This is a genomic window from Rhizobium sp. AB2/73, from assembly GCF_020871915.1.
Lineage (GTDB): Bacteria > Pseudomonadota > Alphaproteobacteria > Rhizobiales > Rhizobiaceae > Rhizobium > Rhizobium dioscoreae.
This window is the reverse complement of the sequence record NZ_CP067071.1, coordinates 2,983,462-3,004,622: the sequence shown is the minus strand read 5'-3', so window position 1 is coordinate 3,004,622 and position 21,161 is coordinate 2,983,462. Positions and strand designations below refer to the sequence as shown.

Annotated in this window: 19 protein-coding genes; 13 read left to right on the top strand and 6 right to left on the bottom strand. The window is 60.3% G+C overall.

Going from position 1 to position 21,161, the window contains the following annotated elements:
* Window positions 1–34 precede the first annotated feature (34 nt).
* Together I8E17_RS14795 and I8E17_RS14790 are read left to right on the top strand one after the other, a co-directional pair.
* Window positions 35–685: a pyridoxamine 5'-phosphate oxidase family protein gene (locus I8E17_RS14795; protein WP_069613400.1), complete on the top strand. Its 651-nt coding sequence runs from the start codon at window positions 35–37 to the stop codon at window positions 683–685.
* Window positions 686–918: 233 nt separating this feature from the next.
* Window positions 919–3,150, top strand: coding sequence for a primosomal protein N' (locus I8E17_RS14790; RefSeq protein WP_069613401.1), 2,232 nt, complete (start codon window positions 919–921; stop codon window positions 3,148–3,150).
* Window positions 3,151–3,152: 2 nt separating this feature from the next.
* Here the strand turns inward: I8E17_RS14790 and I8E17_RS14785 are convergent, their stop codons facing one another.
* Window positions 3,153–4,208, bottom strand: coding sequence for a nucleotidyltransferase domain-containing protein (locus tag I8E17_RS14785; RefSeq protein WP_069613402.1), 1,056 nt, complete (start codon window positions 4,206–4,208; stop codon window positions 3,153–3,155).
* Window positions 4,209–4,467: 259 nt separating this feature from the next.
* On the opposite strand from I8E17_RS14785, the gene I8E17_RS14780 reads away from it, so the two are divergent.
* From I8E17_RS14780 to I8E17_RS14755, 6 genes are all read left to right on the top strand, one after another.
* The gene (locus tag I8E17_RS14780) at window positions 4,468–4,851 is read left to right on the top strand and encodes a DUF4345 domain-containing protein (RefSeq protein ID WP_069613403.1); all 384 of its coding nucleotides are present in this window, start codon (window positions 4,468–4,470) and stop codon (window positions 4,849–4,851) included.
* Window positions 4,852–5,113: 262 nt separating this feature from the next.
* The gene (locus tag I8E17_RS14775) at window positions 5,114–5,680 is read left to right on the top strand and encodes a F0F1 ATP synthase subunit delta (RefSeq protein WP_069613404.1); all 567 of its coding nucleotides are present in this window, start codon (window positions 5,114–5,116) and stop codon (window positions 5,678–5,680) included.
* On the top strand, window positions 5,680–7,209 hold the full coding sequence (gene atpA / locus I8E17_RS14770; protein WP_069613405.1) for a F0F1 ATP synthase subunit alpha: 1,530 nt from the start codon (window positions 5,680–5,682) through the stop codon (window positions 7,207–7,209). The genes I8E17_RS14775 and atpA overlap by 1 nt, the downstream gene beginning before the upstream one ends.
* Window positions 7,210–7,237: 28 nt before the next feature.
* Entirely contained in the window at window positions 7,238–8,122 is an 885-nt protein-coding gene (locus I8E17_RS14765; protein WP_069613406.1) for a F0F1 ATP synthase subunit gamma, read from the top strand.
* Between the two features lie 24 nt (window positions 8,123–8,146).
* Window positions 8,147–9,577: a F0F1 ATP synthase subunit beta gene (atpD, locus tag I8E17_RS14760; RefSeq protein WP_069613407.1), complete on the top strand. Its 1,431-nt coding sequence runs from the start codon at window positions 8,147–8,149 to the stop codon at window positions 9,575–9,577.
* A 77-nt stretch (window positions 9,578–9,654) separates the two neighbouring features.
* Window positions 9,655–10,062, top strand: coding sequence for a F0F1 ATP synthase subunit epsilon (locus tag I8E17_RS14755; RefSeq protein ID WP_069613408.1), 408 nt, complete (start codon window positions 9,655–9,657; stop codon window positions 10,060–10,062).
* Window positions 10,063–10,385: 323 nt separating this feature from the next.
* On the opposite strand, the gene I8E17_RS14750 is transcribed toward I8E17_RS14755, so the two are convergent.
* On the bottom strand, window positions 10,386–11,291 hold the full coding sequence (locus I8E17_RS14750; protein ID WP_069613409.1) for a LysR substrate-binding domain-containing protein: 906 nt from the start codon (window positions 11,289–11,291) through the stop codon (window positions 10,386–10,388).
* A 116-nt stretch (window positions 11,292–11,407) separates the two neighbouring features.
* Between I8E17_RS14750 and I8E17_RS14745 the strand changes: the two genes are divergently transcribed.
* From I8E17_RS14745 to I8E17_RS14735, 3 genes are read left to right on the top strand one after another with little or no spacing between them, the layout of a single operon-like run.
* Window positions 11,408–12,553 (top strand): iron-containing alcohol dehydrogenase, encoded by a 1,146-nt coding sequence (locus I8E17_RS14745; RefSeq protein WP_069613410.1) that lies wholly within the window; start codon window positions 11,408–11,410, stop codon window positions 12,551–12,553.
* 1 nt (window position 12,554) lies between these two features.
* The gene (locus I8E17_RS14740) at window positions 12,555–14,054 is read left to right on the top strand and encodes an aldehyde dehydrogenase family protein (protein WP_069613411.1); all 1,500 of its coding nucleotides are present in this window, start codon (window positions 12,555–12,557) and stop codon (window positions 14,052–14,054) included.
* A 21-nt stretch (window positions 14,055–14,075) separates the two neighbouring features.
* Entirely contained in the window at window positions 14,076–15,197 is a 1,122-nt protein-coding gene (locus I8E17_RS14735) for a mandelate racemase/muconate lactonizing enzyme family protein (RefSeq protein WP_069613412.1), read from the top strand.
* Window positions 15,198–15,308: 111 nt separating this feature from the next.
* On the opposite strand, the gene I8E17_RS14730 is transcribed toward I8E17_RS14735, so the two are convergent.
* A complete protein-coding gene (locus I8E17_RS14730) occupies window positions 15,309–16,520 on the bottom strand; it encodes an acyltransferase (protein ID WP_069613413.1) in 1,212 nt (403 codons plus the stop codon).
* 172 nt (window positions 16,521–16,692) lie between these two features.
* Window positions 16,693–17,268, bottom strand: a complete 576-nt coding sequence (locus I8E17_RS14725) for an NAD(P)H-dependent oxidoreductase (RefSeq protein ID WP_069613414.1) — start codon at window positions 17,266–17,268, stop codon at window positions 16,693–16,695.
* A 73-nt stretch (window positions 17,269–17,341) separates the two neighbouring features.
* Here I8E17_RS14725 and soxR point away from each other — a divergent pair, with 73 nt between their 5' ends.
* A complete protein-coding gene (gene soxR / locus I8E17_RS14720) occupies window positions 17,342–17,806 on the top strand; it encodes a redox-sensitive transcriptional activator SoxR (RefSeq protein WP_069613415.1) in 465 nt (154 codons plus the stop codon).
* A gap of 9 nt (window positions 17,807–17,815) precedes the next feature.
* Here the strand turns inward: soxR and glpD are convergent, their stop codons facing one another.
* The gene (gene glpD, locus I8E17_RS14715; protein WP_069613416.1) at window positions 17,816–19,327 is read right to left on the bottom strand and encodes a glycerol-3-phosphate dehydrogenase; all 1,512 of its coding nucleotides are present in this window, start codon (window positions 19,325–19,327) and stop codon (window positions 17,816–17,818) included.
* Between the two features lie 114 nt (window positions 19,328–19,441).
* Complete coding sequence (locus I8E17_RS14710; protein WP_069613417.1) at window positions 19,442–20,215, bottom strand: DeoR/GlpR family DNA-binding transcription regulator; 774 nt, start codon at window positions 20,213–20,215, stop codon at window positions 19,442–19,444.
* Between the two features lie 97 nt (window positions 20,216–20,312).
* Between I8E17_RS14710 and I8E17_RS14705 the strand changes: the two genes are divergently transcribed.
* Window positions 20,313–21,083, top strand: coding sequence for an SDR family oxidoreductase (locus tag I8E17_RS14705; RefSeq protein ID WP_069613418.1), 771 nt, complete (start codon window positions 20,313–20,315; stop codon window positions 21,081–21,083).
* The last annotated feature ends 78 nt before the right edge of the window (window positions 21,084–21,161 follow it).

Genomic DNA, 21,161 nt, shown 5'->3' with positions numbered 1-21,161 from the left:
AAGATGCAAACGGGAACAATCTGGGAGGTGGTTTATGGCAGCGTTACAACTCAATCCCGATTTCGCAATTGACGATGAACAATCGCTTCGCGAATTATTCGAGCCGACCCACTCTCTGGCTCTTTTGAAGTGTCAGGAATCCCTGGGGGAACATGCGCGAGAGTTCATCAGGCGCTCGCCTTTTCTCTGTATTGGCTCCCAGCATCCGGACGGAAAGGCTGACGTCAGTCCTCGTGGCGATCCTCCGGGTTTCGTGAAGGTTCTCGATGAGCGTACCATTGCGATCCCGGATCGCCCTGGGAACAACCGTCTTGATACGCTGGCCAACATCGTTGCCAACCCGAATGTCGGATTGCTCTTTGTCATTCCCGGCTTCGAGGACACATTGCGCATAAACGGGCAGGCCGCACTCACTCGTGACCCGGAAATTCTGAAAGATATGGCGGTCGCTGGTCGTGTACCAAAGCTGGCCATCATCGTAAGCGTCAGCGAGGCCTTCCTGCACTGCGCCAAAGCCTTCCGGCGGTCCCGCCTGTGGAGCGCGGATCATTTTCAGGATCGCAGCGAGATGCCCTCGCTCATAAAGATGATCCTGGAGGAGACGACAGGGGCTCCTACTGACCAGAATGAAATGCGAACGATGGACGAAGGGCTGGAGGAAGATTATCAAAGGACACTGTACTAGCGGCGAGCGCGAGGTCATTGGCTCAGTCAACTCAGCAAACTGTTTGACGTGAGTTCCTATCTGAAGCATCGACAGTCAGACTCCCATGTTCACCTCGGGCCAACACTGACCATCGGCGGCACCGCTGCTATGGCTGGATATTCACCGCACCCACGGGACGTCCACATTCTGCGAGCGATCATGCGCCACTGCCGGGTTTTCTTTTTTGTCCGTCCGGGGCATGGTCTGGCGCAATGAGCAAAGATTCTTCCGATCTGTTCGGTGCGCTTTTCGAGGCGGCGCCCTCAAAGCCTGTGATGAGCCGTACGGTGCCCGTTCTCGTGCCGATGCCGGCGCCGCGGGCCTATTCCTATGCCGTGCCCGAAGGCGTGGCGGTGGAGCCCGGTTCGGTGGTGCAGGTGCCTCTCGGGCCACGTCAGGTGATCGGCGTGGTCTGGGATGGCGAGGATGATGGCGGTGTCGATCCGAAGAAGCTTCGGCCAATCAGCCATGTGTTCGATTGCCCGCCGCTCGGCAAGCATATGCGCGATTTCATCGATTGGGTTGCCGCCTATACGCTGTCGCCGCCGGGGTTGGTGGCGCGCATGGCGCTGCGGGCACCGGCCGCCTTCGATCCCGAACCGATGGTCGAGGGCTTGCGCTTCATCGGCGGGCAGCCGGAGCGGATGACGCCCGCGCGCGCCAAGGTAATGGAGATTGCCGCCGACGGGCTTTCGTGGACGCGGCTCGGCTTGGCGCATGCGGCAGGTGTATCCACCAGCGTCATCGACGGGCTGATCTCGCAGGGCATTTTCGAGACCATCTTCCTGCCGCCGCCACCCGTCGTCGCCAGGCCCGATCCGGAATTCACCGCGTCGCGGTTGCAAGGGCCGCAGAAGGATGCGGCCGATAAGATCCTGGCCGATGTGCGCAAGGGCGAGTTCGCGGTTTCCCTGATCGACGGCGTCACCGGTTCTGGCAAGACGGAGGTCTATTTCGAGGCCATCGCCGAAACGCTAAGGCGCGGCAAGCAGGTGCTGATCCTGCTGCCCGAAATTGCACTGACGGCAAGCTTCCTTGAGCGTTTTCAGGATCGTTTTGGAGCCAAGCCGGCCGAATGGCATTCCGATCTTGCGCCGCGTATGCGCGAGAAGGTCTGGCGCCAAGCCGTTACTGGCGAAGTCAGGGTCGTGGCCGGGGCGCGTTCAGCGCTGTTCCTGCCTTTTGAGGATCTCGGGCTGATCGTCGTCGATGAAGAGCATGACCCTGCCTACAAGCAGGAGGATCGCGTCTATTATAATGCACGGGATATGGCCGTGGTGCGCGGCCGCATCGGCAATTTCCCGGTCGTACTGGTGTCGGCGACACCTTCGGTCGAAAGCCAGGTCAATGGCCAGAGCGGGCGCTATACGACGATCCACCTGCCGACGCGCTATGGTGATGCGGCGCTTCCAGATCTGCACCTGATCGACATGCGCCGGCATGCGCCGGAACGCGGCGGCTTCCTTTCGCCCGTCATGATCCGCGCGATCGGCAAGACGGTTGCCAGGGGCGAGCAGGCGCTCTTGTTCCTTAACAGGCGCGGTTATGCGCCGCTGACGCTCTGCCGGGTCTGCGGCCACCGCTTCCAGTGCCCGCAATGTTCGAGCTGGCTGGTGGAGCACCGGTTCCGCAATCAGATCCAGTGCCATCAATGCGGCTATGCCGAGCGCACCCCGGAGGCTTGCCCGGAATGTGGTACGCTCGACCATCTCGTTGCCTGCGGGCCGGGCGTCGAGCGCATCGCGGAGGAGGTGGAACGGCATTTCCCCGCGGCGCGGACGATCGTGCTCTCTTCCGACATCATGGGCGGCGTCAAGCGGCTGCGGCTGGAGCTCGACGCCATCGCCAAGGGCGAGGCCGATATCGTCATCGGCACGCAGCTCGTCGCCAAGGGGCACAATTTTCCGCTGATGACGCTGGTCGGCATCGTCGATGCCGATCTCGGCCTGGCGAATGGCGATCCGCGCGCTGCCGAGCGGACGTTCCAGCTCCTGTCGCAGGTGACGGGACGCGCCGGGCGAACCGGCTTGAAGAGCCATGGTTTGCTGCAGACCTATCAGCCGCAGCATCCCGTCATGCAGGCGATCGTCTCGGGCGATGCCAGCGCCTTTTACGAGCGCGAGATTTCGGAACGGGAGAGGGCTATCTTGCCGCCCTTCGGCCGGCTTGCCTCAATTATCGTTTCCGCCGACACGAGGCAGGATGCGGAGACGCATGCGCGCGGCATGCGCAATGCGGCGCCGCAGGTTTCGGGCATTTCGGTATTGGGTCCGGCCGAAGCGCCGATCGCCCTGGTGCGCGGCCGCCACCGCTTCCGTCTGCTCGTGCATGGCGGGCGCAATTCCGACATGCAGGGGTTTCTGCGGGCGATGCTGGCGCAGTCACCGAAGGAGCGCGGCTCGGTGCAGGTGCAGCTCGATATCGATCCGCAAAGCTTCTTATGAAGTTACCAATTCGGTTCGATTTTATCGTCTGGCGACTTCGACGCTGTGTGTTCCAACTCATGGGACAGCTTTCGCAGGCCCTTCGGAATAGCGCCGAGTACGGGGTCGTCAAATCGAAGATGCGGCAGATAACGGCCTATCATGTTTGCGACCGCATGAGCCTGCGCTTCATCGCGGAGTTTCTTCAAGGGGTCGCGATCTTCCCGGCGTGAAAGCCAAAGCTTGTGCAAGGCAAAACTTCTAGGATCGGGGCAGGTATATTGTACGGGGTAGCCGCGTTCATCAAGGACAATAGCTGCCACCTTAGGGCTATTAACTAACCATTGCAGGCCCTCTATCTCGACGGCGGCCAGATCATCCTCATTCTGACCAATACTGGCGGGCCTTGAATTGCTGATGGGATGCGATGGCATGGGGCCGATCAAATCGACAAGATATCCATCCTTATTTGCCGCGCGGAAACTCCGCTTGCCAAGTGAATGAAACGATTTGTCGGCGGTGCGTAGGATACCCATCAAGCCTTCCGCGCCGATATTCCTTCGCAAAAGATTGAGGTTTGTTCGCGCGTCGAAAAGCAGATCGATGTCGCCGGTTGCGAGAAGGCCACTGTCGATCCTGATGCCGCCAAGTCTCTCATAGAGAAAAAGCGCATTCGTGCCGACAATATCCAGAGCGCTACCGATAAGATTGGCCCTATTGAGCGCCCGCAGAATACGCGCGGTTGTTAATGGCATTCTGCCAAGTCGCATAGCCCGATTGATGGCCGCCATTTCGTCGAGCTTGGTCGATAATGCGGCCAGGCGCTGTCGACGTTCGTCTCTGCCCTCATGAAATTGGTGGTAAGTTTGCTCAGTGTCGAAAGAGCGCGGGCCAAGTGATTTCCAGGCAGTCTTTGCCTTGCGATAAAGGTAGTCGCGTCCGGAAACCGTTTTCCATGCCATGGCCCCTGCAAATCGATGAGACAACTCGGCATTTACGGCGAGCCACGCCTCGAACAGCTGCTCCGTATCGATCGTCTGCCTTATTTGGTCGCTCTTTAATTCGCTGAAATAAAACAATTTATCCCTTTTGGAAAACTATCTCGCTAAAAAGGGATAAATTCTCCTACCTAAAGAGGCGACTTCAGCGGCAAATTATCCCTTTCGCTCGAACATAACACCAAAAAAGGGATAATGTACATATTTTCAAAATATTAACGCGGTTATATATATCCCGCGACAAAGCGTCTTCATTCCGTATTCCTTCTTCTTGCGCTTCATGCCATATGTCGGTCTCCTCCTGTGATTGATTTGATTTGGGCTGATTTGAGGGCGACCGATGGAGCTTTATTTTCCGACAGAATTCGGCGAGCGGCTTGCCTATTGTTCGGCTGCCGTCACGGCACTGATCGGCCTTTTTCTGATGTTTGCGCCGGGTTACACCTACCGCTTCCTCAAGCTGCAGGTGAAGGAAGGGCGATCCGAGGCCTATGCCGAAGCGCGCTCGGCGGGTGGCTTCATGGCCGGCTTCGGGCTGGTGGCAATCCTGCTGGCGCAGCCGATGATCTATCTCGCGCTCGGCGCCTCCTTCGGTGTCGCGGCGTTCGGTCGCATCCTGTCGCTCATGTCCGATCGGGGCAGTATATTTTTGAGCTTTCTCCTTCTGGTTGCGCAGGCGATCCTTGCGGCGCTACCTTTTCTCTATGGTCTTGGCTATATCTGAGCCGAAAACGGCTCCGGCGCGGCCATTTTTGCCTGCGCTATCCCCATGCTTTTTCAATTTTGGCATCTTAAATTCGCCCGAATGGCGTATTCGTCGAATACGCGTGTTGCGAGTCTCAATATCCTATGTTAGACGAACCCCGAATTTCGGATGAGGCAGGAGCGCACTCCTGCTGATTTCTGGGGGAAATCAAAACGAATTCAAGAACATATCGCTTCCGCCACCCGGAAGTTTGGTTCTTGGGTTGAAATCAGGGAATTTTGTGCCCGTGGCAGACACATCCCAGCATGTTTCTGGCGTTGCAGAACGATATGCCTCGTCGCTGTTCGAATTGGCTCTTGAAGAGGGTGCCGTGCCGGCGGTGGCCGCCGATCTCGATCGGTTCCAAGCCATGCTCGACGAAAGCGATGATCTGAAGCGCTTCGTCCTCAGCCCGGTTTTTTCGGCTGAAGAGCAGGTCGGTGCGATCGAAGCGCTGGCAAAGAAGGCCGGCTTTGGCGCCTATGTCACCAATTTTCTGAAGCTTGTGGCCAGCAACCGGCGCCTGTTTGCGCTGCCGGGCATGATCAAGGCTTTCCGCATCATCGCCGCCCAGCATCGCGGCGAGATTTCCGCCGAGGTCACCTCGGCCCATGCGCTGACCCCCGCGCAGGAAGATGAATTGAAGGCGGCGCTGAAGGGCGTCACCGGCAAGGACGTGACGATTGCCGTCACCGTCGATCCGTCGATCCTTGGCGGCCTGATCGTCAAGGTCGGTTCGCGTCAGATCGATACGTCCCTTCGCACCAAACTCTCCACCCTTAAGCTTGCATTGAAAGAGGTCGGCTGATGGATATCCGCGCCGCGGAAATTTCCGCAATTCTGAAAGATCAGATCAAAAACTTCGGCAAGGAAGCTGAAGTCTCCGAAGTCGGCCAGGTTCTCTCCGTCGGTGACGGTATCGCCCGCGTCTACGGTCTGGACAATGTTCAGGCCGGCGAAATGGTGGAGTTCCCCGGCGGTATCCGCGGCATGGCGCTGAACCTCGAAGCCGACAATGTCGGTGTCGTTATCTTCGGCTCCGACCGTGACATCAAGGAAGGCGACACCGTCAAGCGCACCGGCGCGATCGTTGACGTTCCGGTCGGTCCGGAACTTCTCGGCCGCGTTGTCGACGCGCTCGGTAACCCGATCGACGGCAAGGGCCCGATCAACGCGACCCGCCGTTCGCGCGTCGACGTCAAGGCTCCGGGCATCATTCCGCGCAAGTCGGTTCATGAGCCGATGTCGACCGGCCTCAAGGCCATCGACGCCCTGATCCCCGTTGGCCGCGGCCAGCGCGAGCTTGTCATCGGCGACCGCCAGACCGGCAAGACCGCGATCATCCTCGATACGATCCTGAACCAGAAGTCCATTCAGGATAACGGTCCGGACAGCGAAAAGCTCTTCTGCGTCTACGTCGCTGTCGGCCAGAAGCGCTCCACCGTCGCCCAGTTCGTCAAGGTGCTCGAAGAGCGCGGCGCCCTGAAGTACTCAATCATCGTTGCGGCGACCGCTTCCGATCCGGCTCCGATGCAGTTCCTGGCTCCGTTTGCCGGCTGCGCCATGGGTGAATACTTCCGTGACAACGCCCAGCATGCCCTGATCGGCTATGACGACCTTTCCAAGCAGGCCGTTGCTTACCGTCAGATGTCGCTGCTGCTGCGCCGCCCGCCGGGCCGCGAAGCTTATCCGGGCGACGTTTTCTACCTGCACTCGCGCCTCCTCGAGCGCGCTGCAAAGATGAACGACGAGAAGGGCGCTGGTTCGCTTACCGCTCTGCCGGTCATCGAAACGCAGGGCAACGACGTTTCGGCCTTCATTCCGACCAACGTGATCTCGATCACCGACGGCCAGATCTTCCTCGAAACCGACCTGTTCTACCAGGGTATCCGTCCGGCCGTTAACGTCGGTCTCTCGGTTTCGCGCGTCGGCTCGTCGGCTCAGATCAAGGCGATGAAGCAGGTTGCAGGCTCGATCAAGGGTGAGCTCGCCCAGTATCGCGAAATGGCCGCCTTCGCCCAGTTCGGTTCCGACCTCGATGCCGCAACGCAGCGCCTGCTGAACCGCGGTGCTCGCCTGACCGAACTCCTGAAGCAGCCGCAGTTCTCGCCGCTGAAGACGGAAGAGCAGGTTGCGGTGATCTTCGCCGGCGTCAACGGCTACCTCGACAAGCTGCCTGTTGCTCAGGTCGGCAAGTTCGAACAGGGCCTGCTGTCGTACCTCCGCTCGGAAGGCAAGGACATCCTCGACACCATCCGTACCGAAAAGGCCATCAGCGACGCGACGAAGGGCAAGCTCACCGCTGCTCTCGACAGCTTCGCCAAGTCTTTCGCGTAATCGGGCCAAGCTCTAGGACGGACCAAGGATGCCTTCACTCAAGGATCTGAAAAACCGGATCGCCTCCGTCAAGGCGACGCAGAAGATCACCAAGGCGATGAAAATGGTCGCCGCGGCGAAGCTTCGGCGTGCGCAGGAGGCGGCCGAGGCCGCCCGGCCTTATTCGCAGCGCATGGCCTCTGTTCTGGCCAACATTTCGGCTGCCGTCAGCGATGCTGACGGCGCGCCGCTGCTGATGACCGGAACCGGCAAGAGCGATGTGCATCTGCTCGTCGTCTGCACGGCCGAACGCGGCCTTTGCGGCGGTTTCAATTCGCAGATTTCGCGTTTTGCCCGCGATCATGCCCGCAAGCTTCTGGCGGAAGGCAAGACGGTGAAGATCTTCACCGTCGGCAAGAAGGGCTATGACATTCTTCGCCGCGAATACGCGTCGCTGATCGTCGAGCGCAAGGAATTGCGCGACGTCAAGCGCATCGGTTTCGACAATGCCGACGCCATCGGCAAGCGCATCATCGAGATGTTCGAAGCCGGCGAATTCGATGTCTGCACGCTGTTCTATTCCGAATTCAAGTCGGTGATCAGCCAGATCCCGACGGCACAGCAGCTCATTCCGGCTTCGGCTCCCGCCGTCGTCGAAGAAGATGCGGCCCACAAGGGCGCCGTCTACGAATACGAGCCGGATGCGGCTTCGATCCTCGCGGACCTGATCCCGCGCAACATCTCCGTCCAGATCTTCCGCGCGTTGCTCGAAAACGTCGCCGGCGAGATGGGCGCCAAGATGAGCGCGATGGACAATGCGACGCGCAACGCTGGTGAGATGATCAACAAGCTGACGCTGAACTACAACCGTCAGCGCCAGGCACAGATCACCAAGGAATTGATTGAAATCATTTCGGGCGCGGAAGCGCTCTGAGGTTAGGGAAAAGAGGGTAAGAATATGGCTGACGCAGCTACCCCCGCAGGTTCTGTCGGTAAGGTTACGCAGGTTATCGGCGCCGTTGTGGACGTTGCTTTCGACGGCGAGCTCCCGGCGATCCTGAACGCGCTTGAAACCGACAATAACGGCAATCGTCTGGTTCTCGAAGTCGCACAGCACCTCGGCGAAAATTCCGTCCGCACCATCGCCATGGACTCGACCGAAGGTCTGGTTCGCGGTCAGCCGGTCAAGGACACGGGTGCACCGATTTCGGTTCCGGTCGGACACGAGACGCTGGGCCGTATCATGAACGTCATCGGCGAGCCGGTCGACGAAGCAGGCCCGCTGAACACCTCCAAGAAGCGCGCCATCCACCAGGAAGCTCCGTCCTACGTCGAGCAGTCCACGGAAGCACAGATCCTCGTCACCGGCATCAAGGTCGTCGACCTGCTTGCTCCTTACGCAAAGGGTGGCAAGATCGGCCTGTTCGGCGGCGCCGGCGTCGGCAAGACCGTTCTCATCATGGAACTGATCAACAACGTCGCCAAGGCGCACGGTGGTTACTCGGTGTTCGCAGGCGTGGGTGAGCGTACCCGCGAAGGCAATGACCTTTACCACGAAATGATCGAATCGGGCGTCAACAAGCATGGCGGCGGCGAAGGCTCCAAGGCCGCTCTCGTTTACGGTCAGATGAACGAACCGCCGGGCGCCCGCGCTCGCGTCGCTCTGACCGGTCTGACCGTTGCTGAAAACTTCCGCGATGAAGGTCAGGACGTTCTGTTCTTCGTCGACAACATCTTCCGCTTCACGCAGGCTGGTTCGGAAGTGTCGGCTCTGCTCGGCCGTATTCCTTCGGCCGTGGGCTATCAGCCGACGCTCGCGACCGACATGGGCCAGATGCAGGAACGCATTACCACGACGACGACGGGCTCGATCACCTCGGTTCAGGCCATTTACGTTCCGGCCGACGACTTGACCGACCCGGCACCGGCAACCTCGTTCGCCCACCTGGACGCAACGACCGTTCTGTCGCGCTCGATCGCTGAAAAGGGCATCTATCCGGCCGTCGACCCGCTCGACTCCACCTCGCGCATGCTCGACCCGATGGTCGTCGGCGAAGAGCACTATGAAGTTGCCCGTAAGGTTCAGTCGACGCTGCAGCGCTACAAGGCCCTGCAGGACATCATCGCCATCCTGGGCATGGACGAGCTGTCCGAAGACGACAAGCTGGCTGTTGCCCGCGCCCGCAAGATCGAGCGCTTCCTGTCGCAGCCGTTCTTCGTCGCCGAAGTCTTCACCGGTTCGCCGGGCAAGCTCGTCGCTCTCGAAGACACGATCAAGGGCTTCAAGGGCCTCGTCAACGGCGAATACGACCACCTGCCGGAAGCTGCCTTCTACATGGTCGGCTCGATCGACGAAGCGATCGAAAAGGCCAAGAAGCTGGCCGCCTAATCAGGCCAATCCATCGGCGCGCGGCATTGTCCGCGCGCCCTTGCCTTGCGAATAAGACAATCGAGAAGTGACGGGCCATGGCTGACAATTTCAATTTCGAACTGGTTTCTCCGGAGCGCTTGCTGCTGTCGGAACAGGTCATCGATGTCGTCATCCCCGCGACTGAAGGCGAGATGACTGTCATGGCGAACCATGCGCCCACCATGACCACGATTAAGCCTGGTGTCGTCAAGGTGCATTCGGCTTCGGGCAAGAAGCAGGACTACGTCGTTTTCGGCGGTTTCGCCGACATCCTGCCGACCGGCTGCACGCTGCTTGCCGAATCCGCCGTTCCGGTCGAAGATATGAGCCGCGACGAGCTGGACCGCCGCATCAATGCCGCCAAGGCCGAGCTTGAAGATGCCGAGCATCATGAGCACAAGTCGCGCCTGGAGCACTTCATCATGGAACTCTCGCATCTGCGCGGCTCGATCCCACAGGATTGATGAGATCCGAACATCGATGAGTGAGATGAAAGCGGTCCTATGGGCCGCTTTTTTGTTGGAAGGTAGGGCCATCTCGTGGTTCGAGGCATCACCGCTTTCGCTCCGCGTAAGAGCGCTGCACCTTACCATGAGGTTGGTTAGCCCTCTGGCGCGGTACGCAAGAGCTCCACGGAGGCGCACGCAGGATCAGTCCTCGTGGTGCGGTGCGAAAGCCCGACGAGCTTGTCGAATGGGGCTGCAGCCTCGAACCAGTAGGACGGACGGTGAGCGACCGCATCTGTCATTTCTCGAAGCGAGTGCGTCGAGGCGATCCCTAAATCGCATCAGACCTGTTGACCTTGCAGTAAAAACCGGTGCAACTGAGCCGCCTCGGGAGAGAGCGAGCGAAAGCGCGGTGCACCCAGATAATAACCAAAGCCGCTCTCGACACGGTCGTTGCCGACGGTGACGAGGGTGCCTGCTTGTAGATATTCCTCGATGAGGCTGAGGCTGCCGAGCGCGATACCTTCGCCCCTGAGTGCTGCTTCCACCGCCATGATGTAGGTCGAGAAGGACAGGCGCGGTCGCGGCAGCTTGCCCTTCAAGGGGTCGCCGACGCGGCCGAACCATTGGCGGAAGCTGATCCAATGGGCATTGGCGCGTTCGTAGTCGATGAGATCGAGCCCGGCAATGTCGACCGCCGTCAGTGCCTGCGGGTCGAGACCGCGGGCCGCCAGGTAATCCGGCGAGGCGACCGGCACCAGTACTTCCTTCAAGAGCGGCGTCAGGCTCCAGCGCGGGTGTTCGCCGGTGGAATAGATGATGATGAGATCGTTGTTCTCCGAGGCGAGTTCGGAGTGCACATCCGTCGTCAGCAGGCGGACTGAGATGCCGGGGCTCTCCTTGCCGAAATCCCGCAGCCGCTGCCCGAGCCAGAGATGGGAGATCGAGCCGCTGGCCGCGATCGAGATGATTTCGCCTGTTCCTGTGCGAAAGGGCTCCAGGCTTTCTTCCAGATATTCCAGCGTGGCGCGGACGCGCTGGAATAGCCGCTCGCCGTCCGGTGTCAGCGCCAGATTTCGGCCGCGCCGGGTAAAGAGCGTCGCGCCGAGATGATCTTCCAGCCCCTTGATGCGGCGGCTGACGGCGGCCTGGGTGATGTTCAGCTCCCGGCCGGCGCGGGAAAAGTTCATGGCGCGCGCGGCGGCATCGAACACGCGGAAGGCCTCCAGCGGGATTTTTTCTAGCATCGACTCTCCATAACTTCAGATCATCAATATTCCCGATAATTGCCCGGATTTGAAGATCTGAACTTGTGATGCAGGATTATGATATCAAATCAGCCGCTTCTCCAAGGTGATCCCGCGTGTCCTTTTCCATTTCCGCCATCCCAGACATTCATTTCGGCGAGGGTGCGCTCTCCGGCCTTCCCGCTACGGTCAAATCCTTCGATGGCGTGAGCATCGTTCTCCTGGTGATCGATGCCTTCCTGGCGCAGTCGGGCCTTGCTGCCAAGGTCAGCGCCGAGCTTGCCGAAGCGGGGGTGAAGACGCAGGTCTTCTCCGATTTTGCTGGTGAACCGAAGCTTGCGCATCTGCATGCGGCGATCGCGGCAGGGCAGGGCGCCGACATGGTGATCGGCATCGGCGGCGGCTCGGCGCTCGATATCGGCAAGATCGTTGCCTGCTGCATCGCCTCCGGCGAGGATCCCATGCACTACGCGCTGGCCGCCAATCCGTTGCCGAAAAATCCGCTGAAGAAGATCATGATCCCGACCACTGCGGGGACAGGTTCGGAAACCTCGGCGACGAATATCTTTGCCGGGCCTGAGGGCAAGAAACTCTGGATCTGGGGGCCGGAGACGAAGGCGAACCTGGTCATTCTCGATCCCGCGCTGACGAAGACCCTGCCCGCCAGCCTGACGGCATGGTGCGGCCTCGATGCCTTCATCCATGCCTTCGAAGCAGCCACGAACCGCAACACGCATCGTGGCGCGCAGTTCTACGCGCATCAGGCGCTGCGGCTGCTGGCCGATGCGCTGGAGACGGCCGTCAAGCAACCCGATGATATGGCTGCGCGGGGCGACGTGCTGCTCGGCTCCTGCTTCGGCGGCATCGCGATCGACAATTGCGGCACGGCGATCGCGCACAATATCAGCCATGCGCTGGCGGGCCTCGGCCCTGTCCATCACGGGCTTGCGACGGCGCTCGGTTTCGAGGTGACGCTGCCATGGCTCGTCGAAGCCAATACCGCGGATCTGAACGCCGCGGCCAAGGCCTGCGGCCTCGATAAAGCCGCCGAACTTCCCGCTTTCGTCTCGGACTGGATGGACCGCTGCGGCATCGTGCGCGCGCTGCCGGCTGCCTTCAAACCCTTCGATGCCTCCGATCTCGCCCGCGAGATGCGCGCGACCGAAAACCAGCCCATGCGGCGCTCGACGATCCGAGACGTGACGGATGCCGATATCGACCGCTTTGCCGCCGCCGTCATGGCGCTGCCGAAAGGAATTTGAAATGACCAAGAATTACACGCGCGACTATTGGGAAAGCGTTCTCTCCGGCCTCAAGCCAGAAGGTCGTCACTTCATCGACGGCGCCCATCGCGCCGCCGCTTCGGGCGAGACATTCATCCGCATCCGGCCGATGGATGGCAAGCCCGGTGCCGAGCTGGCGCGGGGCAATGCCGCCGACGTCGATGCCGCCGTTGCCTCCGCCCGCGCGGCATTCGAAAGCGGTGTCTGGCGCAAGAAGGAGCCGTTGGAAAAGAAGAAGATCATGCTGAAGTGGGCGGATCTGATCCGCACCCATGGCGACGAGCTGGCCATGCTTGAGACGATCGATGTCGGCAAACCGATCATGGCGTCGCTTGGTGTCGATGTGCGCCTTTGCGCCGACGGCATCCAGTTCTACGGCGAAATGATCGACAAGATGTATGACGAGATCGCGCCGACCGGCCCGAATGCACGGGCTTTGGTGCGCAAGGTGCCGCTCGGCGTCATCGGGGCGATCACGCCCTGGAACTATCCGATGATCATCGATGCCTGGAAGCTTGGGCCGGCGATCGCGGCTGGCAATTCCGTCGTGCTGAAGCCGGCCGAACAGTCCTCGCTTTCGGCGATCCGGCTTGCCGAACTCGCCATTGAAGCCGGTCTGCCGGCAGGCGTCTTCAACGTCGTCACGGGTTATGGCGAAGAGACCGGCAAGCCACTGGCGCTGCACATGGACGTCGACATGATCGCCTTTACCGGCTCCACCGAAGTCGGCAAGCTGATTATGGGTTATGCAGCTCAATCGAACGTCAAACGCGTGGCGCTGGAGCTTGGCGGCAAGTCGCCACTGGTCGTCTTCGAAGATGCCGATCTCGATGCGGCTGCCGTCGCCGCTGCGTGGGGCTGCTTCTATAATTCCGGCGAGACCTGCCATGCCTCGACCCGTCTGATCGTGCAGCGCTCGGTGCAGGACAAGTTGATCGCGAAGATCGAGGCTGTCACCCGCTCCGATATCGCGCTCAAGCATCCGCTCGACCCTTCGGCACAGATTGGCGCCCTGATCGAGGAAGAGCATATGAACAAGGTGCTGGCAATGATCGCGGTCGGCGAGAAGGAAGGAGCGCGCCGTGCCTTCGGTGCCGAGCGTGTCATGAGCGAGACAGGCGGCTATTATGTTTCGCCGGGCGTCTTCGTCGACATGACCAACGATATGAGTCTGGCACGGCAGGAAATCTTCGGCCCCGTGCTCGCCGCCATTCCCTTCGATACAGAGGAGGAGGCACTGAAGATCGCCAACGATACGATCTATGGGCTGGCCGGGGCGGTCTTCACCCGGGACATGGACCGCGCCCACCGCTTTTCCGAAGAGATCCATGCGGGTACGGTGTGGATCAACACCTATGATATGTCGAACTTCGCGACGCCGTTCGGCGGCTTCAAGCAGTCCGGTTTCGGCCGTGACCGCTCGGTGCACGCGATCGACAAATATTGCGATTACAAGACGATCTGGCAGCAGTTCGGCTGAGGTTTGTAGGGAGGCACGACCATGAGCAAGATCGTTTCCATCGAGATCACGCACCACCGCCTGCCGCTCGATCCGGCGTTCAAGGCGAGCTGGGATGGGCGTCCACGCCGGCATTTCGATGCGACCATCGTGCGCGTCAGGGATGATGAGGGTCGCGAAGGCATCGGCTCCGGCGATCTGATGAAGGGTTTCGAGGGGCACGAGGATCTGTTCATCGGGCAGGATCCCCGGCATGTCGAACGGCATTATGAAGTCCTGTCGCACATCAACTTCCACTATGGCCGCTGCTGGCCGATGGATCTGGCGCTATGGGACCTCTCCGGCAAGATCACCGGCGAGCCGGTTTGGCGGATGCTCGGCGGCCGCGCCAGCCGCGTGCGACTCTATGCCTCCTCCGGCGTGTTGCGCGAGCCGTCTGCCATGGCCGATCAAGCCGAGCGCTATATCGACGAAGGCTTTCCGGCCATGAAGGTGCGCTTCTCCTCATCCTCGGGCGGCCGCGGCGGTTGGCGCGAGGATGTCAAGGCGCTGGAGGCGATCCGCGCCCGCGTCGGCGATCGGCTGGAGCTGATGGTCGACTGCAATCAGGGTTGGCGCATGCCCTGGGATACGACGCTGCCATGGACCTTCAAGGATGCCCTGACCGTCGCCAGGGAGCTGGAGCGGCTTGGCGTCTACTGGATGGAAGAGCCGCTTCATCGCTCCGACCGCAAGGGCATGAAGGAATTGAAGCAGGCGACCTCGGTCAGGATCGTCGGCGGCGAAATGACGCGCGAGCTCTACGAGTTTCGCGATATCATCGAAGAGCGTGCCTTCGATGTCATCCAGCCCGATGTTGCGCTTGTCGGCGGTATCACCGGTTGCCGACGTTTGGCTTATCAGGCGCGCGAGGCGGGCGTGCAGTTCACGCCGCATTCCTGGACGAATGGCATCGGGGTTCTCGCCAATGCGCATCTGACCGCGGGCGTTGCCGATGCAGCCTGGCTCGAATATCCCTATGATAATCCGGAATGGAGCGAAGCCCGCCGCGATTATCCGATGGCTTCGCCGCTCAAGCACGAGGCCGGCTGGCTGGATCTCGGCGTCGCACCAGGCCTCGGCATCGTTCTCGATGAGGAGCGGCTGAAGGCGACGCGCATCTGAAGGTGGCTGCTAAATTAGATAGCAAGGCCTGGCATGTGAGGTGCGTGATCACCGCAATTCCTTCTCCCCGAGGGGGGAAGGGAGCGCGGAACGACATGTCTCATAGGCCCATCAAGCAGCGACAGGCCGTATCAGCGTGTTCTCCCGGGAGCGCGCCCACTGAATGACGGGGCGTTCGAGCAGGACATAGCTCAGCGTGCCGATGGCGAAGATGACGGCGGTTGCGATCAGGCTTGAGACTATCCAGCCGCACAGCACATCGTCCGAGCCTGCGCCGAAGGATGAAGGAAAGAGCTGCGGCATTAAGGTCAACACGATGTCCTGCCAGATGTAGACGCCGAAGGAGACGGTGGCGACATAACGGCTCACGGGATTGTCGAGCAGCTTTGCCAGCAGCAGCGATTGGGGAAGCGCGCAAAGCGCAATCGCGACCGCCAGGGGAAGCAGCGGGAATCGATAGGGAATGCCGAGCCAGGCGTAGCCTTCCGCTGCGCCGCCGATGGACTGCGGCAGCTGCCATGCGCCCATGACGATCGCGACCGCGCCGATGATGTCATAGATCGCCGAGCGTCGGGCTGGGAGGAGTGTCTGGATGCCGGCGGCGAGCACGCCGATCGCAAATATGGCGAAGAAGCCGATCGGGTTGTAGCGCGGCATCCATTCCTTGGCGCCACCCTGGAAGCCATATTGCCATCCTTGCCCGACATTGTCGGTTTGAAGATAGGTGACTACGAGCCAATGGCCGATCAGAGATATTGCGATAATGCCGATCCAGAGCACACGGCTGACAAGAATGGAACGCGTTCTCAGTTTCGGATGAAACAACAGCAGGAAGCCAATCGGCATGAGAACATAGCACGTCGTCTCGAAGGGGATCGACCATAGCGGCCCATCGCCCTGCACCGGGAAAAAGGTGCGCCAGTGCCATTGGCTCATCAGGAAGAAACCTGAGATGTAGCGGCCGACCAGTTCTGCATCGAGCGGAAAGCCATAGATGGTAAAACTAATCAGGAAGCCGACCGTCAGGGCAAACCAGAAACCCGGCAGGATGCGTGCGGCGCGGCGCATGGCATAGATCTTCAGCGAAGGCAGGGGTTGAGCTCTATCCAGTGCCAGCCAGAAGGGGCGTGCAAGAAGGAAGCCGCTGAGGACAAAGAAGACCGAGACACCGTGATTGCCGAAGCGCGCGATTATGAAGGTCATGTCGAGATTCGGTGGGATCTTGTAGAAATTCATTCGGAGCACGAGATGGTGAACAAGCACCATCAGACATGCGACAGCGCGCACGAAATCCGCTCCTCCCAGCCGCTTGGCGTTCTCCATTCGCGTATCCGCCCGAGATCTCCTGCTATTGGGTTAGGTCATTGCGGCGGTTTCGGCAAGCGTGATCCTTGAAGGCAGGACGCCCGGACCCGTGGTGCCGGGTCCGGGCGTCGGACCGATCTCCCGCACCTGCCAGAAACGAGAGATCGGATTCCTGTGTTCAGGATAAGGATCAGGCGGCGGCGGAGCGATAGGGGCGCGTGGCGCGCGCCGGTTTCAGGGCGTTGCTCCACCAGGTCAGCCGCGCAATCATAAGAACGAGCGATTTTCTCGCATCGAGCGGGTCTTCCAGCGTGCCGTCCTCGGCAAATCTGCCCCACGGATTGGCGAAGCTCACCGTATCGCGCACGGTGACCGTGTGCAGCTCGGCAAAGACGAGCCGCAACTGTTCGACCGCGCGCAGACCGCCGGAAACTCCGCCATAGGAAACGAAGGCGACAGGTTTGCCGTGCCAGGGCTCATAGACGAGATCGAGGACGAATTTCAGGGAGGCCGTGAAGCTGTGATTGTATTCCGGCGTGACCGCGATGAAGGCATCGGCATCCGAAAGCCGCTCCGATAGGGCCGCGACGCCGGGATGTTCTCGGTTGTGCGCGAAAGGCAGATCGAATTCGAGGGGATCGATCAGGTCGATGTCGATGAGCGGATAGTGCGCCAGTTCGCGGGCAACCCAGTTGACCACCCGGTCGCACAGCCGGCCCGGACGCGTGCTGCCGTAGATGATCGCCAGCCGAGTTCTTTCTGTCATGTCTTGCTCCTGCTTTACGCGGTTCGGAGCCAGGGTTATAAAACCTCAAGTAAAGTTGAGGTCAATAGCGAAAATGGGAAAAATCGATCCGGCTCAATTTCCGAAGCTGCTGACGGTCGGCGAGGTGGCGGCGCGCAGCGGCGTGGCCGTATCGGCGCTGCATTTCTATGAGGCGAAAGGCTTGATCGAGAGCCATCGCAGCCGCGGCAACCAGCGCCGCTACCCCCGCGAAGTGCTGCGGCGAGTCTCCATCATCAAGGTGGCCCAACGCGTCGGTATTCCGCTTGGTGAGGTTCAGGCGGCTCTTCAATCGCTGCCGCAGGGGCGCACGCCGACCGCGTCCGACTGGAAGGCGCTTTCGGAGCGTTGGAAGGACGATCTCGACGCTCGCATCAAGCGCCTGCAGGGACTTCGCGATCAGCTGGACAGCTGCATCGGTTGCGGCTGCCTTTCGCTCGATAGCTGCCCCTTGCGCAATCCGTGGGATGTGCTTTCCGAAGAAGGCGCAGGCCCGCGGTTGCTCGATCCCGGAGAGTGAATTGGCCACTCAGGCGTGGACGTGGTTCTCTGCCATATAGCTGTCGAGAGCTGCGGTTTCTTCCTTCGAAAGATAAAGACCCTTCTTGGAGCGCCGCCAGAGGATATCTGCGGCGTTATAGGCCCATTCCTGTTCCATCAGGTAACGCACTTCCGCCTCGTAGAGATCGCTTCCGAAACAGCGGCCGAGGTCGGCGATCGTCCTTGCGTTGCCAAGGATCAGGGCGGCGCGCGTGCCATAGCGGCGGACGAGGCGGCGGGCATGCGGATCGGGGAGGAAGGGATGGCGTGACTTGAGCTTGGAGACTTCGGCCTCATAGCCGCGAACCGGAAAATCGCCGCCCGGCAGCGAACTTCCGGCAGTCCAGGGCGTACCCTTCAGGCCGATGGCTTCGCCGATCTTCTCCAGCGCATGTTCGCCGAGACGGCGATAGGTGGTGAGCTTGCCGCCAAAGACATTGAGCAGCGGTGCCTGGCCTTCTTCGCCTTCGACCTTGAGCACGTAATCGCGCGTGGCTTCCTGCGCCTTCGATGCGCCATCGTCGTAGAGCGGGCGGACGGCGGAATAGGTCCAGACGATATCCTCTGGCTTTACCGGCTCCTTGAAATATTCGCTGGCGGCGTTGCAGAGATAGGTGGTTTCGCCCTCGGTGATCTTCACATCCTTCGGATCGTCCTTAAAGTCGCGATCCGTGGTGCCGATCAGCGTGAAGTCCTGCTCGTAGGGGATGGCGAAGATGATGCGGTTGTCCGGGTTCTGGAAGAAATAGGCGCGGGGATCATCGAACTTCTTGCGCACGACGATATGGCTGCCCTGGACGAGACGGACATTGTGCACCTGGTTCTTGCCGAAGGCACCGGCAAGCACCTGATCGACCCAGGGACCCGCCGCATTGACCAGCATGCGGGAACGAAACTGGCGCTTCTCGCCGCTGATCGTATTCTCCGTTTCGATCGCCCAGACCGCGCCTTCGCGGCGGGCGGAGACCACTTTCGTCCGTGGCATGATCGTTGCGCCGCGATCGGCCGCATCGCGGGCATTCAATACCACCATGCGGGCATCATCCACCCAGCCGTCGGAATATTCGAAAGCCTTGGTGAAGAGCGCCTTCAGCGGCTTGCCCGCCGGATCCTTCTTCATGTCCAACGTCGCGGTCGGTGGCAGCAGCTTTCGTCCGCCGAGGTGATCGTAGAGGAAAAGGCCGAGGCGGATCAGCCAGGCCGGGCGAATGCCGCCCTTGTGGTAAGGCAGGACGAAGCGCATCGGCCAGATGATATGCGGTGCCATCGCCCAGAGCACTTCGCGCTCCATCAGCGATTCGCGCACGAGACGGAATTCGTAATGTTCGAGATAGCGCAACCCGCCATGGATGAGCTTTGTGGCGCCCGACGACGTGCCGGAGGCGAAGTCGTTCATCTCGGCGAGCGCGACCTTATAGCCGCGCCCGACGGCATCGCGGGCAATGCCGCAGCCATTGATGCCGCCGCCGATAACGAAAATATCGTAGACCTGCTCGCTCACCCGCCCCTCCGCAAAGGTCAGCCATCCCCTGAAGATGGAAAATCGAAACTAATCCATCTAAAGCGAAACAGATACGAATGTCAAACGAACGTTTCTTGACGGAAAGCGCGCCGATCAGGCTGATCTGCGAGAGGTTTCAACAAGATGCACGTCGTGTTCCGCAGCAATGGAGCGCACGGATTCGATGCTGCATTCGTCTGTGACGAAGGTATGAACCTGCGAGAGATGGCCGATGCGAACCGGGGCGGTCCGTTCGAACTTGGTGCTGTCGGCGACGAGAATGACGTGTCGGGCATTGGCGATGATGGCCTGCGCGACTTTCACTTCGCGAAAATCGAAATCCAGAAGCGCGCCGTCGGGATCGATCGCCGAGGCACCGATGACGGCGTAATCCACCTTGAACTGCTTGATGAAATCGACGGCCGCCTCGCCGACGATGCCGCCATCCGAGCCGCGCACGACGCCGCCGGAAATGACGACTTCGATGGAGGGGAAAATACGCAACTTATTGGCAACGTTGATATTATTGGTAATGACCATCAGTTCGTGATGGCCAAGAAGCGCCTCGCCGACGGCTTCCGTCGTCGTGCCGATATTGATGAAAAGCGAGCTATTGTTCGGGATCAGGCTCGCTGCGGCGCGGCCGATCGCCTGTTTTTCGGGCGCGGCGATGGAGCGTCTCGCCTCATATTTCACGTTCTCGGTTCCGCCGGGAAAGATCGCGCCGCCATGCACGCGCGATAGCACCCGGCCGTCGCACAGGTCATTCAGGTCCTTGCGAATGGTCTGCGGCGTGACCGAGAAGCGCATCGCCAGCTCTTCCACCAGCACGCGGCCCTCCGCCTTGGCGATTTCGAGGATTTCTGTCTGACGCCCGGACAGGAACATGGTTTTCGCTCCCTTTCTTTCGTTTTTTCGTCATCATATGATAAAGTGAAAATTCCGCAATTACCGGCGCGCGAATAGTGCGGTTTAGGAGGTCATCGTGTTTCATCCGAAGCTATTCGAAAATCGCAACGTCGTGGTCACCGGCGCCGGCCGTGGCATCGGGCTCGAGGTCGCGCGCCAGTTTCTCGATTGCGGCGCTCATGTCCTTGTCCATATCGGCCGCGATGCCGGGCGCGATTTGCCTGATTTCCTGATGGAAGCGGAGGCCGATCGCCGCGCCTTTCTCATTGCCGGCGATTTCGCAGCCGGCAATGGCACACGCGATTTCGTCAGCGCCGCGGAGGAGCGCTTCGACCGTATCGACGTGCTGATCAACAATGCCGGCACCATGGTCGGGCGATTTCCAGCCGGCGAGCTGACGGACGAACAATACGAGCAGATCGTTCATCTCAATCAGACTTCCGTGATGGAGGTGACGAGAGGGTTGTTGCCGCTGCTGCGGGCCGCCGGACAGGCGGCGATCGTCAACACGGTTTCGATTTCGGCGCTGACCGGCGGCAGCCCTGGATCGGCGATCTATTCCGCCTCGAAAGCCTTTGTCGCAACCTACTCGAAAGCATTGGCGCGCGAACTGGCGCCTGACGGCATCCGGGTCAACTGCGTCTCGCCCGGCACGATAGCAACCGATTTTCATGAGCGCTATTCATCGAGAGAGAAGCTTGAGCAGACGCGCAAATCGATCCCGCTTCAGCGGCTGGGAACGCCCGAAGATTGCGCGCCCGCTTATCTCTTCCTCGCATCCCCCCTGCTTTCCGGCTACATCACCGGGCAGGTGCTCGAGATCAATGGCGGGCAGCTTATCTGCTGATAAAACGGACCTTTTTTGGTTTTCCGCGTCTTTTTTGAATCAGCTTCTGATTTGATAATATTATAAACATTCCCTGGG